This is a genomic window from Streptomyces diversicolor, assembly GCF_057537855.1.
In genome coordinates, this window is sequence record NZ_BAAJXA010000001.1 from 142840 (window position 1) to 160061 (window position 17222).

5 protein-coding genes, 1 tRNA gene and 1 pseudogene are annotated in these 17222 nt (G+C 69.2%); 3 read left to right on the forward strand and 4 right to left on the reverse strand.

The window, feature by feature from the left end; all coding sequences use genetic code 11:
* Nucleotides 1-130 precede the first annotated feature (130 nt).
* A tRNA-Pro gene (locus AC27LF_RS00575) sits at nucleotides 131-204 on the forward strand.
* Nucleotides 205-397: 193 nt separating this feature from the next.
* On the opposite strand, the gene AC27LF_RS00580 is transcribed toward AC27LF_RS00575, so the two are convergent.
* Nucleotides 398-3829: an FG-GAP-like repeat-containing protein gene (locus AC27LF_RS00580; protein ID WP_479661746.1), complete on the reverse strand. Its 3432-nt coding sequence runs from the start codon at nucleotides 3827-3829 to the stop codon at nucleotides 398-400.
* 477 nt (nucleotides 3830-4306) lie between these two features.
* Between AC27LF_RS00580 and AC27LF_RS00585 the strand changes: the two genes are divergently transcribed.
* Both AC27LF_RS00585 and AC27LF_RS00590 read left to right on the forward strand, forming a co-directional pair.
* Nucleotides 4307-12568, forward strand: a complete 8262-nt coding sequence (locus AC27LF_RS00585) for a ricin-type beta-trefoil lectin domain protein (protein WP_479661747.1) — start codon at nucleotides 4307-4309, stop codon at nucleotides 12566-12568.
* The gene (locus AC27LF_RS00590; protein WP_479661748.1) at nucleotides 12546-13388 is read left to right on the forward strand and encodes a hypothetical protein; all 843 of its coding nucleotides are present in this window, start codon (nucleotides 12546-12548) and stop codon (nucleotides 13386-13388) included. The genes AC27LF_RS00585 and AC27LF_RS00590 overlap by 23 nt, the downstream gene beginning before the upstream one ends.
* A 235-nt stretch (nucleotides 13389-13623) precedes the next feature.
* Here the strand turns inward: AC27LF_RS00590 and AC27LF_RS00595 are convergent.
* The 3 genes and pseudogenes from AC27LF_RS00595 to AC27LF_RS00605 form a co-directional block, all read right to left on the reverse strand.
* A pseudogene (locus AC27LF_RS00595) lies at nucleotides 13624-13913 on the reverse strand (hypothetical protein); the annotation flags it as partial.
* Nucleotides 13914-14192: 279 nt separating this feature from the next.
* Entirely contained in the window at nucleotides 14193-16301 is a 2109-nt protein-coding gene (gene pabB, locus AC27LF_RS00600; protein ID WP_479661749.1) for an aminodeoxychorismate synthase component I, read from the reverse strand.
* A 32-nt stretch (nucleotides 16302-16333) separates the two neighbouring features.
* Nucleotides 16334-17044 (reverse strand): methyltransferase domain-containing protein, encoded by a 711-nt coding sequence (locus AC27LF_RS00605; RefSeq protein WP_479661750.1) that lies wholly within the window; start codon nucleotides 17042-17044, stop codon nucleotides 16334-16336.
* Between the last annotated feature and the right edge of the window lie 178 nt (nucleotides 17045-17222).

Below are 17222 nucleotides of genomic sequence, written 5' to 3' on the forward strand. Positions count from 1 at the left end.
CCTCAATCGAGGTTCAGGTCAAGCGAAGCCACCCTGTGTCGCGCCGGGAAACGGATGCGTGACCACCGGCCCGAGTGCGGTATGGTTTCCCTGCGCGTTCGGATGGGGGAAACCCCAGGTCAAACGGCACCGGGACGTGGCGCAGCTTGGTAGCGCACTTGACTGGGGGTCAAGGGGTCGCAGGTTCAAATCCTGTCGTCCCGACTTTGTGGAGTCGCGGATCAGGGGCGGTTTCGGAGGAATCCGAAACCGCCCCTGATCATTGTTCGGGGACCGGCGGAGCGGGAGTGGCCGGCGCAGGGGAGCGGACGGGAAACCCGCGGTGCGACCCGGCGGCGCGCGGAGGGCCGGACGCTGCCGTCCGGCCCTCCGCGATGTCGTCGACATCCCCTGCGGATCAGCCCAGTTGCTGCACCACCGTCGCTCCCCAGCCGCTGCTGCGGACCGTGATCGGCGAGCCCAGGCCCGCCGCACCGCCCTTGTAGAGGAGCAGGGCGCCGGCCGCGTCGGTGGTCCACAGGTCGGGGATGCCGTCGCCGGTGACGTCGGGGGTGCCGTAGACCAGCGGGAAGGCGGCCCGGGTGAAGGAGGACGCGGCGTAGACCTTGTCCCCGTCCAGGCTCCAGCCGGACTGCCCGAGGCTCTTGAGGACCGTGCCCTTGCCGCCGCTGTCGCGGATGCCCTTGCGCAGGATGATGTTGCCGGCCGCGGTGCGGAAGGTCAGATCCGCCGCGCCGTCGCCGTTGTAGTCGCCGACGGCGACGAAGTCCCGTTCGGCGTCACCCCACGCGCTCGTCGTCATCTGGACCGCCTCGGCGAACGTGCCGCCGCTGTATCCGCTGAACACCCACAGCTCGGCCCCGCCCGCGCCACCGGCCACGAACAGCTCCGGCCGCCCGTCGCCGGTGATGTCGCCCGCCGCCTTGATCTCCGAGAACGTCGACGGGGCGGGGGCGTTGGCGGGCAGCCGCACCTCGATGCGCTTGCTCACGTCGATCGAGCCGTAGCCGTCGCCGGGATAGACGAACAGGCGGCCCTCGGGGGTGCGGACCACCCAGTCCGTGACGCCGTCTCCCGGTGCGAAGTCGCCGTTGTGGGTGACGAGGGAGTAGGTGCCGTCGCCGTCCCAGATGTGCGGCGCGGTGGCGCCGCCCTTGAGCGAGGTGCCCTTCTCGTGTGTGCCGTAGGTGTTGACCTGGTAGGCGCCGTTCTGCGAGACCGCGCCGATCCAGAGGTTGCCCGCGAGGGTGACATGGCCGAGGTCGGCGGTTCCGTCGCCGTTCAGATCGCCCGGGCCGTCCGGCTTGGAGCGCGGTTTGACGTTGAAGACGTGCTTGGTGGGGCTGGGCGAGATGTTGCCGGCCGCGTCGACGGCCTTGACGTACAGGGTGTTCGGTCCTGCGGCCGGTGGCTGGACGCCGGTGACGGTGGCCGTCTTGATGGGCGTCGTACAGGACTTGGTGAGACCGCCCGTGGTGCCCTGCGCGCCGTTCGCGCAGACCCACCCGGCGTAGGTGGTGTTGTTGATGGAGTAGACGAACTTGACGATGTCCGCGTTCGGGTCCTTCGCCGGGTCGATCGGCTTTTGGACCTCGAAGGTGAAACTTCCGGGTTTGCCGAAGGGCTGCCTCGACCAGACGTCGGGAACATCGTCCTCCTCGTTCCCCTCGATCTCGTCGTCCTTGTCGCTCGGGAAGTCCGTCGAGATCACCGGCGCGGGGGAGTCGGGCAGGGTGGTGTCGTACGTGAACCGGCACACGCCGGCACCGCCGGTGGGCGCCCAACCGCCGCTCACCTTGGCGTCCCAGCCGCGCACCCGCCACGAGTAGGTCTTCCCGTTGGTCAGGTACGACTTGATCGCAACGGCGCCGGTCTCCCCGTCGTCCACGTTCTTGGTGAGCTTGCGCGTGGTGGTGTCCTGCTTGCCCGTCTCCCAGAGTTCGTACTCCAGCTTGGCGAGGTCGCCGTCCGGATCGGTCGCCTTGGCGCTGATCGCCAGCGTCTCGGACTTGCCGACCTTGACGTACGGGGAGGTACTGGTGTCGCAGGTGCCCGGGCTCATCGTCACCGACGTCGGGGTGTTGGGCTTGCGGTTGTAGGTGATGGTCACGGACGGCGAGCCGCTGCCCTCCGCCTGGAACTTCTTCCAGGAGTACGTGTCCGTCTCCAGGCTGCTCGCCGAACCCGTCGGCGCGGACGACGACGTCGACGCCACCATGCCCACGTTGAAGTCCGTCCAGCCGTTGTCGGCCGCCTCCTGGGCCAGCGTCGTGACGGTGAAGTTGACGTTCGTGTCCGGGCAGGCGCTGTTGGACTTCCAGCCGTAGGCGAACGACTTCGAGGTGATCTTCCGTTTCCAGGCGGGCTGGCGGTTCCAGGTGGTCTTGGTGTTGAAGGCGTCGGTGCGCCACAGCTGAACCGTGCGCTTGCTGCACGACCAGGAGTGCGTCTCCAGGACCTTCAGGGTGGCGCTTGAGACGTCCGCGCCCTTGATGGATTTCTTCAGCTTCAGCTTGAAGAACGACCGGGCCGTGCCCCAGGTCTGCCGCTCGAACCCGACCCGGGCCTCCTTGGTGTCCTCGTTGTAGTTCGCCCCGTCGTAGAAGCTGGAACCGGGGTATTTCTTGTACACCGTCGTCCAGTTGGAGCGGGTACCGATGGTGGAGGGGTCGAGGAACAGCGGGTAGGTCAGCCCCTCGGTCCGGGAGAGGTAGTCCTTCGGCGGGGTGATCGTCAGGATGTCACCGGCGAAGGACGCGCCCGCCGTGGAGGCGTGGGCGCCCTCACCGGGGCCGCCCGCCGCGGGCAGAGCGAGCGCGTTGCCCGCCGCGAAGGCGACCGGATCGGCGTCCGTGTCCGGTTCCTGCTCCACTGCGTGTTCGTCCGGGTCCTCGTCCCGGCTCTCCTCGGTCTCGGGAGCCTCGGGCGTACGGGACGGGCCTTCCTCCACCCGCTCGGGGTTCTCGTTGGTGCCGGCCGCGGCGTCCGGGTCGGCGGCCGGCTCGTCGCTGTCGTGGGTGCCCGCCGAGTCCCACAGGAACGGCGTCGGGGAGACCACGATCTCCTGGCCCGCTTCGTTCTTCGCCGTGAGCACATCGGTGGCCGGATCGAGCGTGAAGGAGAGGGTCGGCGAGGTGACCCGGTAGCGCGGCGGATCGGCGGCCAACGCGGCGGCGGCCTCGGCCGAGTGGACCACCAGGACATGGGTGAACCCGGTGTCGCGCGCCGACAGCATCAGGTCCACGCCCGGCAACACGCCCTCGTACAGCGCCCTGTTGTTCTCGACGACCGGCTCGGGCAGCGGCCCCGGCCACGCGAACGCGACCTCATGACCCTCGGCGGTCATCGTCAGCAGAGGAGACCAGGTGTCCCCGTCGGCCGCCTCGACGGCGTCGGCGCGGAACACGGCGGACCGGACCGACGCCCCGGACGTGCGCGTGCCCGCTCGGTTCGCGCCGGTACCGCCACCGGACGAAAAGGTCACTGGGTAAGGAGAGTTGACGGTGCGCCAGCCGTCCTTTCCGTCCGGCTCCAGCCTGGTGTCGACCGGGGCCCATGCGCCCTCTTCGGTGCGCGCGCGGAGCGGAGCGACCGACGCCCGGTACGTGAACGTGCCGTCCGGGTTGGCGTAGGTCGTGGAGAACTCGTCGTTCAGCGCCGTGACTTCGACCTTCCGGTCGGTCTCCCGCGCCCGCCGTTGCGCCTCGTCCTCGGACACCAGCCGGGCGGCGCGCGGTGACTTGGCGGCTGATCCGGTGTCGTCCTGAGCCCGCAGGGCCAGCACGATGCCGCCACCGGCCAGTACGGCGAGCGCGACGGTGGCCGCCACGGCACGCCGAACGCGCCCTCGGCCAGGGGGAGTCGGCCCGGCCGACTGCGCCGGGGCGCTCGTTCCGATGGCGCTGTCGAGGTCGCTCAAGGGCCCTTCTCCAACAGGCTGGGACGCGACACGGCGGTCACCGCGGCGGCGTGCTCTTTCTCGGCTGCCCTGGGCGTGGTGACTGCTCGTGACGGTCGCACGACATGCCGGAGTGGGCGCTTGGAGTATGAACAGCTCTACCGGGAGAGATCAACACCCCACGTTCGGCGACGACTTGGCAACGACCGGGCAAAGGGTGGAGGAGTCTTTCTTTGCGGTTCTTTGTCTGTTTTTGGAACGTGACATAGCTAACACAGAATCAGCACAGCTTGACGAAGATCTTCACGACCTCCGTATCTTCGTGCTCATTCTGTAAACCATTGCTCACCATGTGCCATCGGAGCGACCGCATCCGATCGTGGTGACGGGGGAAAGGTCGGCCTGGCCGTGCGTACGGTGCTGTCCTGGTGCGGTCGGGGTTCGCTGGCGAGATCGCCGCGCGAACGCCTGATCCGACGCAGAGCACGAATCGGTGTCGTCGCCGGTCTGTTCCTCGCCCTCAACGTCACCCTCCTGCCCGGCGCCGCGGCCGTCGGCCCCGCCGACTCCCGCACCGCCGTCGACCTCGCCGAGGAACAGCGGACGGATCCCGTCGAGATCGACGAGAAGAAGAGCGGCGACCTGGAGGAGCTCGCCGGCACGACCATCGAGGGCGTGCGGGCGTACGACCCGGACGCCGTGGCCGAGGTGCCCGCCGCATCCGGCACCAAGACCCTCGACCACCCGCCCGTGGGCGCCACCACCGAGGTCGCCAAGTCGGCCGACGGCACCATGACCATCGGTGTCGGCGCGCCCGAGGGCGCCTCCGCCGCCGACGCCGAGGCACTCAAGGGGGCCTGGAGCGTGGCCGCCGCGTCGGAGGGCGACGCGGTGGCGGGCGGCGCCCAGGGCTTCCTGCTCGCCGTCGACGCCCCCGCCACCGCCACCGGTGACGCCGTCGTCTCCATCGACGCCAGCAAGCTCGCCGAGGCCTACAGCGCCCACTGGCTCGACCGGCTCTCCTTCAGCCTGATGCCGGCCTGCTACACCACGACGCCCGAGCTGGAGGAGTGCTCCGCCGGTATTCCGGTGACCACTGCCGTCGAGCGCACCGGTTCGACCGTCACCGTGCCGCTCGACCCGGGGGACTCCTCCGGCTCCGAACCGGACCCGGGCGAGGACGGCGCGGGCGACGAGACGGAGGAGCCCGGCGCCACCACCGCCGACGTCCCCGAGACCTTCGTCAACGTCACCCTGGACACCGCCGATCTGAAGACCGTCGCGGCGGGTACGTCCACCGCGAACACGGCGGCGGACACCGGCGACAAGGCGGCCGTCGACTCCGCCGTGTGGCGCGGCGGCAGGGCGGCCGACGCCGTACGGCGGATCGCCGACTCCGCGAGCGGCGGACTGCTGGTGGGCGGCTCCTACGGCTCCGGCGCCGGCGGCGACTTCGGCGCGAGCCCGATCGTCTCGGCCGGGTCCTGGACGGCCGGCGGTTCCTCCGGCGCGTTCACCTACTCCTACACGATGGCCGCCCCGCAGGTCCCGTCGGGACCGTCGCCGAACGTCACCCTCAGCTACAACTCGCAGACCTCAGACGGCCGTACGTCCGCCACCAACAACCAGGTCTCCTGGGCCGGTGAGGGCTGGGACTACAACCCCGGCTCCATCACCCGCACGTTCGTGGGCTGCGCCGCCGACACCGCGAACGCCAACAACAAGGGCCACTTCACCGGCGACCAGTGCTGGGGTTCGTACAACGCGGTCCTCTCCCTGAACGGCACCACCACCGAACTGGTACGCGACGACACCACCAAGCAGTGGAAGAGCGCCCGCGGGGACAACCTGCGCGTGGAACTGCTCGACGCCGCCGACTACAAGACCCTGACGGGCATCAGCGGCTCCGGCAACGGTGACGACAACGGGGAGTTCTGGCGGGTCACCACCAGCGACGGCACCCAGTACTACTTCGGCATGAACCGGCTGCCGGGCTGGAGTCCGGGCAAGCCCGAGACCAACTCCGTGCTCAGTGTCCCCGTCGCCGGCAACCACACCGAGGACCCCTGCTACAAGCCGGCGTTCAAGGACTCCTTCTGCGACCAGGGCTGGCGCTTCCAGCTCGACTACGTCCTCGACACCAGCGGCAACGCGATGACCCTGTGGTGGGAGAAGGAGAAGAACGCCTACGCGCAGGACATGAAGGAGGCCAAGGCCGTCGCCTACGACCGGGCCGGCTACCTCTCCCACATCGACTACGGGCAGCGCGAGGGCACGCTCTACAGCGCCGAGCCGCTCGGCCGGATGCTGTTCACCGCCAAGGAACGATGCTTCGAGGACAACTCCCTCAAGGTGGAGTGCTCCGAGGCCAACTTCGCCTCCAAGCGCTCCGACCGCACCCGCCCCTGGTTCGACACCCCCGCCGACCTCGCCTGCACGAGCGGCAAGAAGTGCACGACCTACGCCCCCACCTTCTGGTCGCGCAAGCGCCTCGCCTCCGTCGACGCGTGCGCCCAGCGCCAGCAGGGCGTCCGGCTGACCGAGTACAGCGTCGACGCCGACGGCAACGAGACCGGCAGCCGCAACGCCTGCGGCCTGTCCGGCGACTCCGCGACCACGACACTGCTGTCCAAGGTCGACTCCTGGGGCCTGAAGCAGTCGTTCCCGTGGAACCTGACCGGCGAGTACACCGCGCTGTGGCTGGAGTCCGTCTCCCGCACCGGTTACGCGGTCGACGGCTCCACCCAGCGCCTCAACCCGGTCACCTTCGGCCACAACGGCGCCCCGCTGCCCAACCGGGTCAAGAACGGCTCCTCCGACACCGACCCGCTCTTCGCCCGGCTGCGCATCCAGGACGTCGTCTCCGAGTACGGCGGCCGCACCGAGGTCGTGTACAAGGCGCCCACCGACAAGTGCCTCACCGGCTCCGGCCGTCCGGCCAAGGACAGGAACGACCAGCTCTGCTATCCCGCGTACTGGCACGCCGACGGCGAGCTGGAGGACAAGCGGATCTCCTGGTTCCACAAGTATGTCGTCGAGAAGATCACCGAGCACCCGCGTCTGGCGGGGGCCGAGGAATCCAAGGACATCACCACGACGTACACGTACGCCACCGTCGGCGACGCCGTCGACAGCGCGCTGTGGGCCAAGAACCAGAGCGAGTTCACCCGGCCCAAGAAGCGCACCTGGGACGACTGGCGGGGCTATCCCCTCGTCACCACCGTCACCTCGGCCACGGACGAGGCCGAAGGCACCACCGGTGCCAAGTCGGTCACCCGCTACTTCCGGGGCATGGCCGACGACGTCCTCGCGGACGACACTCCCGAGAAGTCGTCCGATGACGTCAAGCGCGGCTCCAGGACGACCGACGTCACCGGCGCGGTCCTCGCCACCGACCGCAAGGCGTACGCCGGCATGGTCGCCGAGTCGCTGACCTACCCCGACGACCGGGCGGCCACCGCGTCCGGATGGATATCCCGATCCGTCAACATTCCCGACGCCCCGGTCCGCCTCGCCACCCGCAAGCGCACCGACGGCCCCGACGTCACCTCGGAGCGCGTCACCCTCGGCGAGACCAGGACGATCACCAAGGCTTCCGGCAAGGGCGCGGACGGCTCCACCCTGCGCACGGTCACCACCAGGACCGAGTACGACGAAACGTACGGACTGCCCACGCTGGTCCGGGAGCTGGGCGACGAGGCCGATCCCAAGGACAACTCCTGCACGGCGACCTCGTACGTGCACAACACCTCTGGGACCACCTACCTCGTCGGCCTGGTCGCCCAGACCGTCACCACCACCGGCACCAGCACGTGCTCCACCGACCTCTCCAGCGCCACCGCCAAGACCGTGGTCAGCGGTTCGCGCATGTACTACGACGGTGCGAGTTCGCACACCGCCACCCCCACCAAGGGCCTGGTCACCAAGACCGTCGCCCCGACCGGCGCGGGCACCGGCTGGCAGACCACCAACCCCGAGTCGCGCACCGAGTACGACACCACCGGCCGGGTCGTGAAGGCCACCGATCCGACCGGCGTCGAGAGCACCACGACGTACACACCGTCCGACGGTCAGGTCTACAAGACAGAGACGGTCACGGGCCACAAGATCGTCGACGGCACGGAGACCGGCTTCCGGGAAACCACCCTCGTCGAGCCCGGTCGCGGCGCCACCCTGAAGTCCACCGACGCCAACGACCGGGTCACCTCCTACGAGTACGACCCGCTCGGCCGCACCGTCGCCGCCTGGGACGCCACCCAGTCCGCCACCGACGACCCCACGGTCCGCTACGCCTACCACACCGACCCGGGCAAGCCGGTCTCCGTGGTCACCGAATCCCTCAAGGACAACCCCACCCGCGCCGCGGGTGACGGCACCTACCAGGCGTCCACCGCGATCTACGACGGCCTCGGCCGCGAGCGGCAGACCCAGACCCCCGCGGTCGGCGGCGGCCGGCTGGTCACCGACACCCTGCACAACGACGCGGGCCAGGTGCGCTACACGCGCAACGCCTACTACACGGAGGGCGAACCCGGCACCGAACTCGTCGTCCCCAGATCCGAGTCCGAGATCCCCAACGCCACCGGCTACACCTACGACGGCCTCGGCCGGGTCCTCACCGTCACCCCGGTGCACCACTCGTACCCGCAGACCGGCGCGACCGCCATGAACGGCGACAAGCCGGTGCCGACCACGGACCGCCGCACCCGCTACGAGTACGGCCTGGACTACACGGTGATCCGCCAGCCCCAGGGCACGCCCTCCTCCCGGGTATGGACGGACGCGCTGGGCCGCACGGTCCGCCAGGACACCTTCACCGACGCCGCCCTGACCGAGGCCGGCGCCGTCACCACGACGTACGACTACGACGTCCGCGGTGACCTGGTCACCACCACCGACGACGTCGGCAACACCCGCACCCGGACCTACGACGCGCTCGGGCGCGTCACCGACACCACCGACCCGGACACCGGTGCCACCCACACCGAGTACGACGCCTACGGGCGGGTCGACTCGGTGCGCGACGCCCGCGGCCAGACCGTCAACTACACCTACGAGCGCCTCAACCGCGTGGAACAGGTCAAGGCGACCCCGCCGGACTCCGCCACCGCCACGCTCGTCCAGACCTACACCTACGACACCGCGTCCGGCGGCAAGGGGCAGCTCGCCTCGGCCACCCGGTACACCGACGGCAAGCCGTACACCACCGCCATCACCGGGTACACCGCCGACTACCAGCCCACCGAGATGACGCTGGCCCTGCCGCCGGGCTCCACCGCCGGCCGGACCGCCGACGGCTTCTCGACCCAGTACCGCTACCAGTACGCCTACAACGACGACGGCCAGCTGGAGAAGTACACCGCCCCGGCAGCCGGCGGCCTCAGCGCCGAGGACGTCATCACCCGGTACAACGAGGCCGGCCTGCCGACCTCCGTCTCCGGTCAGGACTGGTACGCGGCCGAGACCTCCTACTCGCCCTACGGTCAGGTGCTCACCGCCACCGTCGGCGAGGCGGGCCACCGGCTGTGGCAGGAGAACACCTTCGACGAGTCCACCGGCGAACTCGCCACCAGCCGACTCGTCCGGGAGGCCGAGGACCCCGACACGGCGGTGGTCCCCGACAGTGAGGTCAGCAAGCGCTCCTACGCCTACGACCCCTCGGGCAACGTCCTGTCCGTCGCCGACCGCATGGGCACGACCACCGACCGGCAGTGCTTCACCTACGACGTCATCGGTCAGCTCAAGGAGGCGTGGACCACACCGGGTGGCGGCGCCTGCACCGCCACCGGCAGGACCACAGCCGCACCGGTCTACTCCGACGGACGGGTCAACGTCTCCTCGAACAACTCCGGCTACTGGCAGTCCTACGAGTACGACGTCCTCGGCAACCGCACGGCCAAGACCGACCACCGGGCCGACCCGACCTTCACCGACGGCAAGGTCGACACCAAGAACGACGTGGTCACCGAGTACGCCTTCGGCACCAGCGACACGGCGAAGAACGACCAGCCGCACACGCTGACCTCGTACACCACGACCTCCACGACCGCGGCCGGCGCGAGCGTGAAGACCCGCTCGACGCAGACGTACGACGCGGCCGGCAGCATGAAGACGCGCTCCACCGGTGGCGACACCGCCCAGGCCATCTCCTGGACCTGGGACGGCAAGACCGAGTCCGTCACCGGCTTCGGCGCCGACGGCTCCGGGGCCTGGGTGGGCGCCGGCGCCATGTGCCTCGACCTGGCCGGCGGCACCCCCGCCGCGGGCACCGCGCTCCAGCTCTACGTCTGCAACGGGAGCAGGGCACAGAACTTCCGCGTCCAGGCCGCCGACAAGGACGACGACGGCACGGTCGACGACACCACCATCGGCTCGCTCGTCGTCGCCGGACAGTGCGCCCAGCCGAAGAGCACCGCCATCGGGTCCGCTGTGCTGATCCAGCCCTGCGACAAGAGCGTGGAGTCCCAGCGCTGGGAGACGCTGAGCACCGGCCAGATCAAGCACGTCGACTCGAAGCTGTGCCTGTCCGCGCCCACCGCCACATCGGGCGCGGACCTGACCCTCGCGACCTGCGACACGACGGCGGCGACCCAGCTGTGGACTCCCGCCTCGAAGACCAGCTACGTCTACGACGCCATGGGCAACCGGCTGCTGGAGCGCACCAGCGCGGGCGCGGTGCTCAGCCTGCCGGACACGAGGATCTCCCTGACCACCGCGGGCAGGGTCCGCTACGTGGAGCGCACCTACGCGGGCATCGGCGGCCCGTCCGTGACGCGCTACCTTGAGGGCACCACCGCCGCGTCCGGTGTCACGGAACAGGTCTTCGCCCAGGCGACCGACCTCAACGGAACCCCGCTGGCGGAGGTCCGCCTCGACGGCGGCATGAGTGTGCGGGTGGCCAAGAAGGACCCGTGGGGTGAGGACCGCGCACCGAACCTCGCGCCCCGCTCGCACACCGGCTTCCACACCGGCGACGACGACACCGGCACCGGCCTGACCCACCTGGGCGCCCGCGAGTACGACCCCGGCACGGGCCGATTCATCTCGGCGGACCCGGTCCTGGACGACAGCGACCCACTCCAGGCGAACGGCTACGCCTACGCCAACAACAACCCGGTCACCCATGCGGACCCGTCCGGTCTGACGTCGTCGGCGTCCAGCTTCGACGCGTCGATCGCCGCGCTGGACGCGAAGATCGCCGACTACCAGAAGACGCTGAACCGCTCGATCGGCGACGTCATCCTGGCGACCGGCTGGGCCGTCTTCAAGGAGTTCGTCGGCTGGAACGACGTCGTCGGCTGCTTCTCCCAGGGCGACCTGTGGGCCTGCGGCAGCCTGCTGATGGACGCCATTCCGTGGACCAGCATCTTCTCCAAGGGCAAGAAGATGTGGCGTGCCTTCGAGGCGACGATGGGCGCGGTGAAGGCGTTCCGTGCCGCGAAGCGGGCCGCGGAAGCCGGCATCAAGGCGGCCCGCGCGGCGAAGGCGGCGCTGATCAGGGCGAAGAAGGCGGCGGAAGCGGCCGCGGCGGAGGCGAAACGCAAGGCACGTGAAGCAGCCAAGGCCGCGGCGGCCGCGGCCCGCAAGAAGGCCCACACCGGCTCTACGGGAGCCCGGGGCAACCCGGTCCAGGTGAAGGCCCGGACCCAGGCCCAGCACAAGGGCTCTGTGGGCGGCGGCAAGGCGGAGAACAAGTCCGGGGGATCGAGAAGCCGTTCGGGCAAGGAGGACTCAGGCGGCGGAGGCGACGGCGGCGGAGGTGGCGCTGACGCCTGCACGGCGAACAGCTTCGTCCCCCAGACTTTTGTCCTGATGGCCGACGGTTCCACCAAGCCGATCAAGGACGTCAAGGCCGGCGACCGGGTCCTGGCGACGGACCCGGAAACGGGCGAGACCCGGGCGGAGACCGTCACCGCGGAGATCAAGGGCCAGGGTGTGAAGCACCTGGTCGAGGTCACCGTCGCCATCGACGGCAAGAAGGGCGACAAGGGCGACAAGGGCAAGAAGGGCAAGAAGACAGCCGAGGTCACGGCGACGGCGGGTCACCCGTTCTGGGTCCCGGAACTCGGCGAGTGGATCGACGCGACGAACCTGAAGACGGGTCAGTGGCTACGGACGGGGTCCGGGACCCTGGTCCAGATCACGGCGATCCGACGCTGGACGGCGCAGGCCGCGACGGTCCACAACCTGACCGTCAGCAGCGCACACACGTACTATGTGCTGGCGGGCGCCACGCCGGTTCTCGTTCACAATTGCGGGGATAAGGTCTGGGAGCCGTTCCGTGATGGCGTCGACCACACCGACCAGGGAACTCTTCCGGCAGGTGCAGGGATTTCAGCAGGGTCCCCCCTTGCGGCAGGCGAGTATCACTTTGTTGTTCGTCACGACGGTTCCCTGCGCGCCATGCAGAACGAATCGATGTGGGACCTCAACCCCGATGCCGGACACACATCTCTAGGTGACCGTCGAGGGGTGCTCATGGCAGGAACGTTCGATGTTGATGCAAGCGGCATGATCTCCAGGATCGATAATTTCTCCGGCCACTATCGTCCGACGAACCTCCCGGGGTTCACTCCGCTGCTGGACGTCACACGTGGCGCCTTCCGCCGACATGGTTGGGACTTCGGAGATAATTCCTGGGACTACTATGCTGGACCACCAGGCCTCTAAAGTGGCACGTGTTTCCGTTGGGGGCAGTCTTGCGAAGGCTCCCCTCAATGGGCGTGACAATTTTCGCGATATGGCGGTGATGATGGGACATCAGGCGTACCCCGAGCCCGGCGTGCTCCTGGCGCGTCTCGCGCAGAGTCAAGAAGGCAGCCTCTTGCGGAGCGGCGAATTTTCAGTAGGCGAGCCTTCCTCGTTTTCTCCGGAGCAGCCTCCGACCAAGGCGTTCCTTCGCCGACTGGCGGATCAGGTCGGAATGCAGAGCCAGGACCTCTACCTCGTGGCAGGGCTTCCTGTCCTGGACGACACCTTGAGCTTCGACGAGGAGGCAGGCCGGGAGCTCCCTGAACTGGTACGTCTTACTCTCTCTTTGCCGCCATCGGGCAAGCAGCAGCTGCGTGAGTTCGCCCAGTCCTTGCATCGACTGCCGCGAACCGTGCCTCCACGGAAGCCGCGTCCTTACGAGCAGTACCCTCCGGGTTATGGCTCACTCTTCGTGAGGATGCTTGCCCTCCGGAACCTAGGGTGGTCTTCGGCAGCCAAGATTATGTATCTGATGTCCGGTGTCTACGTGTCAGCAGCGACGATTGGAGCGGTAGGGCGCGGGGTGAAGGAACTCGATACTGAGCTTCTCAACGGATTTGCTGCTGTTCTCGGCATTCCGGTCGAGATTCTGGGAAATCTAACTGGAATGCCTGAACTGGCCGTAGGTAGCGGTCTTTCGGTGAAAAATGCCGACACGGCCGCGCTGCTCTGGGATGTTCGGGATCTGGCCGCAGCGCAAGTGGGTGAAGTTTCTCGGCTGGCAGAGGCGCTGGGATGAAGTAAATCGGGGTATCGCAGTGAGTAGACCTTTCTGTCCAGCCTGTTCTCAGTTCCTGACGTGGTGCACGACGGAAGCGTTGGCTGTGGAGTCGATTTCTGCCGCCGCTTTGGCATTGTGCGCCTATCTTGAAGGGTCGTGAAACGGTGCATTTGATGCCACGGTCGGTGATCTTGAAGTCGATATGGTTTGAGCGGAGGGCGAAGCTGATTCTTCGTGCTCCGGAAGGTGTGTTTCATGGGACAGGTTGATGACTCAATGCGGACAGCAAATGCGCGATATTGCCGTCCTGTCTGACGGTGGAAATTCTGACGAGAAGCGCCTGTTCCACTGCGGTGGCGGGTGGGGCGTCGGGGCTGTTGTCGGTCTGGTCGAGGGCGGTGCCGAGAGTGTCGATGGCTTCGCGTTGGAGGCGGAGTAGGCCATGGGCGTAGACCCGGCGGTAACGCTGATGTGGGCGTGACCCGACAGCTCCTTGATCACGACGAGGTCGACTCCCGGAGAATCGGTTGTTGTTGCGCTGGATCCGCCCATGCTCGGAATGGGTGATCCGCGTGACGAGTCGGCCCCGGCCTCAGTGGCCCTGGCGATCGAAGTCCTTCTGCATGAGTGAACGGAAACCCGTCCGAAAAGCCGCTCCGGTGGGTCGCATGCGGTCTGGCGTCCTATGGCCGAGACCGCGTCAGGGGTGGGGTGGCTGGTTCTGGGGGCTGGTGGAGTTGGGGGGCAGGGGCGGGTTTCGGGGGCATCCGACGCCCGCCCCTGGTCATGTGTGCGGCCGGGCCTGCCCGGTGTGGGGGCGGCTCAGCGGGCCGGTTCTGGGGTGCGTCCGGGGAAGCCCTCCCGGGACAGGGTGAGCAGGGGACGTGCCTTGACCGCGGTTTCCTCGAACTCGTCCTCCGGGTCCGACAGGGCGACGATCGCGCCGCCGACCCCGTAGCGGACCTGGCCCGGGGTGACGACGAGCGTGCGGATGACGATGCTCAGGTCGGCCGCTCCGGACAGCGAGAGGTAACCGAGCCCGCCCGAGTAGATGCCGCGGGGTCCGCCTTCGAGCCGGTCGATGATCTGCATCGTGCGCAGTTTCGGGGCGCCCGTCATCGAACCGCCGGGGAAGGCGGCCCGTACGCAGTCGATGACGCTCGCGTCGTCGCGCAGTCGCGCCCGGATGGTGCTCACCAGCTGATGGACCGTGGCGTAGCTCTCGACATGGAACAGTTCGTCGGCCGTGACCGAGCCGGTGCGGGCGGTGCGGCCCAGGTCGTTGCGGACCAGATCGACGATCATGAGGTTCTCCGACCGGTCCTTCTCGCTGCCGCGCAGGTCCGCGACGAGCGCCGCGTCCTCGGCGGCGGAGGCGCCGCGCGGCCGGGTCCCCTTGATGGGCTTCGACTCGGCGACACCCTCGGCGGACACGCGCAGGAACCGCTCCGGTGATGTGCTCAGCACGGACAGGCCGGGGCCGAAGGTGAGCAGGGCGGCGAACGGAGCGGGGCTGGTGCGGCGCAGCCGCCGGTACGCCTGCCAGGGGTCGAGGTCGCCGCCGGCCGTGATCATGTTCGTCAGACAGACCTCGTAGGTCTCGCCCGCCCTGATCTCCTCCTGGCAGCGGTCGATCAGCCCGAGGTAGGTCTCCCGGTCGTGCCTGAGACGGATGTCGGTCAGGGGGGCGGTGTCCGGGTCCTCGCCGAGCGGGGGCGGCTCCTCGGCGGCGAGGCGTCCGAGACGGGCCGCCGTGGCGTCGAGCCAGGCCAGGGCCGGCGCCTCGTCGTCCTCGGCGAGGGCCAGCAGATGGGTCGTGCCCAGCAGGTGGTCGAAGACGATCGCCCGGTCGGCGAAGATCATCGCCGCGTCGGGTTCCGGGGAGCGATGGGCGCGCGCGCCGCCGCACTCGGCCTTGAGTTCGTAGCCGAGCACACCGACCCAGCCGAGTGCGAAGTCACAGGGCAGCGGGGGCAGTCGGGTGTCCATCGAGCGCAGGTCGGCGTCGAGCCAGTCCAGGAAGGCGCCGCGTTCGGTGCGGGTGCCCGTCGCGGTGGTGACCGTGACGGTGCCGTGCCACACGTCGGCGGTCGCGACGCGGGCCAGCGGACCGGCCGCGTCGCCCATCATCGTGAACCGGCCGCTGGCGCCGTCCCTGCGGCTGCTGTCGAGCCAGAACGCGTGGCCGCTGGCGCGGTAGAGGTGCCCGTAGACGGTCTCGCTGTCCCAGCGTGTCCGCAACTGCCGGGTGAGAACCCTGAGCCGGCGCCGCGGCGCCGCCGCACGGCCCGGCCGGGGCGGGCGCGGGGCCCGGCGCGCGGCGGCCGGGCGGACGGGCAGGCCGTGGCGCACCCGGTGCTCGCGGCTCAGCCGGGCGAAGTTGGCGAGTATCTCGTGCCCGTACTCGGTGGATATCGACTCCGGATGGAACTGCACGCCCCACAGCGGGCGTCGGCGGTGCCGCAGTGCCATGAGCACACCGTCCGGGGTGCGGGCGGTGGCCTGAAGCTCCTCGGGCAGGTCCGTGGCGGCGAGCGAGTGGTAGCGCACCGCCTGGAACCGGTCGGGAAGGCCGGCGAACAGGTCGGTGCCGTCGTGCAGGACGGGCGAGAGCCGGCCGTGCCGCGGTTCCGCGGCACGGCCGACCCTGGCCCCGTGCCACAGGGCCAGGGCCTGGTGGCCGAGGCAGACGCCCAGCACCGGCAGGGTGCCGTGCTCGACGACCTCGCGGCAGATGCCGACGTCGTCTGCGCGCACGGGGGTGCCCGGGCCGGGGGAGAGGATGACGTTGTCGTACGTGTCGAGCACCCCGGGGTGCCAGGTGGGGTCGTCGTTGCGGATCACGGTCGGTTCGACCCCCGTCACCTGGGCGACGTAATGGGCGAGGTTGAACGTGAAGGAGTCGTAGTTGTCGACGATCAGCGTGCGCACGTCTGCTCCGGTGGTCAGTGGGCCGCGGCCGGTCAGCCTGCCGCGGTGATCAGTTCAAGCAGCGTGTACTCGATGTCCTCCGTGCCCTCCCGCACGGTCGCCGAGGCGATCGGGCGCAGGTCCCTGCCGTCGTCGGCGACGCTGCGGCGCAGCGTCGCGAGGTCGCCGCGGCTGGAGAAGTGCAGGAGCACCCGGCCCCCTTCGGTCAGCCGCCGCGGGGCCTGCCGCAGATAGCGCAGGTGCGCTTCGTAGCCCGGGTCCACATAGGCCCGCTCGTGGACGTCGCGGTGACGGTAGTCGGGCGGGGCCAGCACGAAGTTGGAGTGCCAGTACACGGTGTCGAAGCGGTCCGCTTCGGGAAGGTGTGCGAACAGGTCGCTGCGCAGGGCCCGCACCCGTGAGGCGACGCCGTGGCGCGCCGCGTTCAGCTCGGTGTTGCGGACCGCGTGCGGGTTGATGTCGGCGGCGACGACACGGTCGCAGCCGGCGAGGGCCGCCGACACGGCGATGACGCCGGTGCCGCAGCCGATCTCCAGGAAGGAACCGGAGGGCGGCCGGCCGGACCCGGTGAGGCCGAGGAGATCCATGGCCACACCGGTCGACGGGGAAAAGGGCGGGGCGAACACATCGTCCAGCAGGTCCCACTGCCGGCCGTGCAGCGTGAAGACCTCAGGGCGGTCCTCGCGGCTGCGTGCGGCCCTGCTGCGGGCGAGCGAGCGTTCGTAGCTGCGGACGCTCTTCATGGGTCCCCTCCCTGGGTTCGCGGGCGCGTAGCCCCCGCCTCCTGCGCACCGCGATCCATCGCGCCTGCCATTGTGTGCACGGTAATGACCACGCAAAAGGTGGTCTCATGACAAGGTTGACGGTCTCTTGTAGTGCTCGCGTCACCACCGGGCGTCACGGCCCACCGCCCTTGGAGAG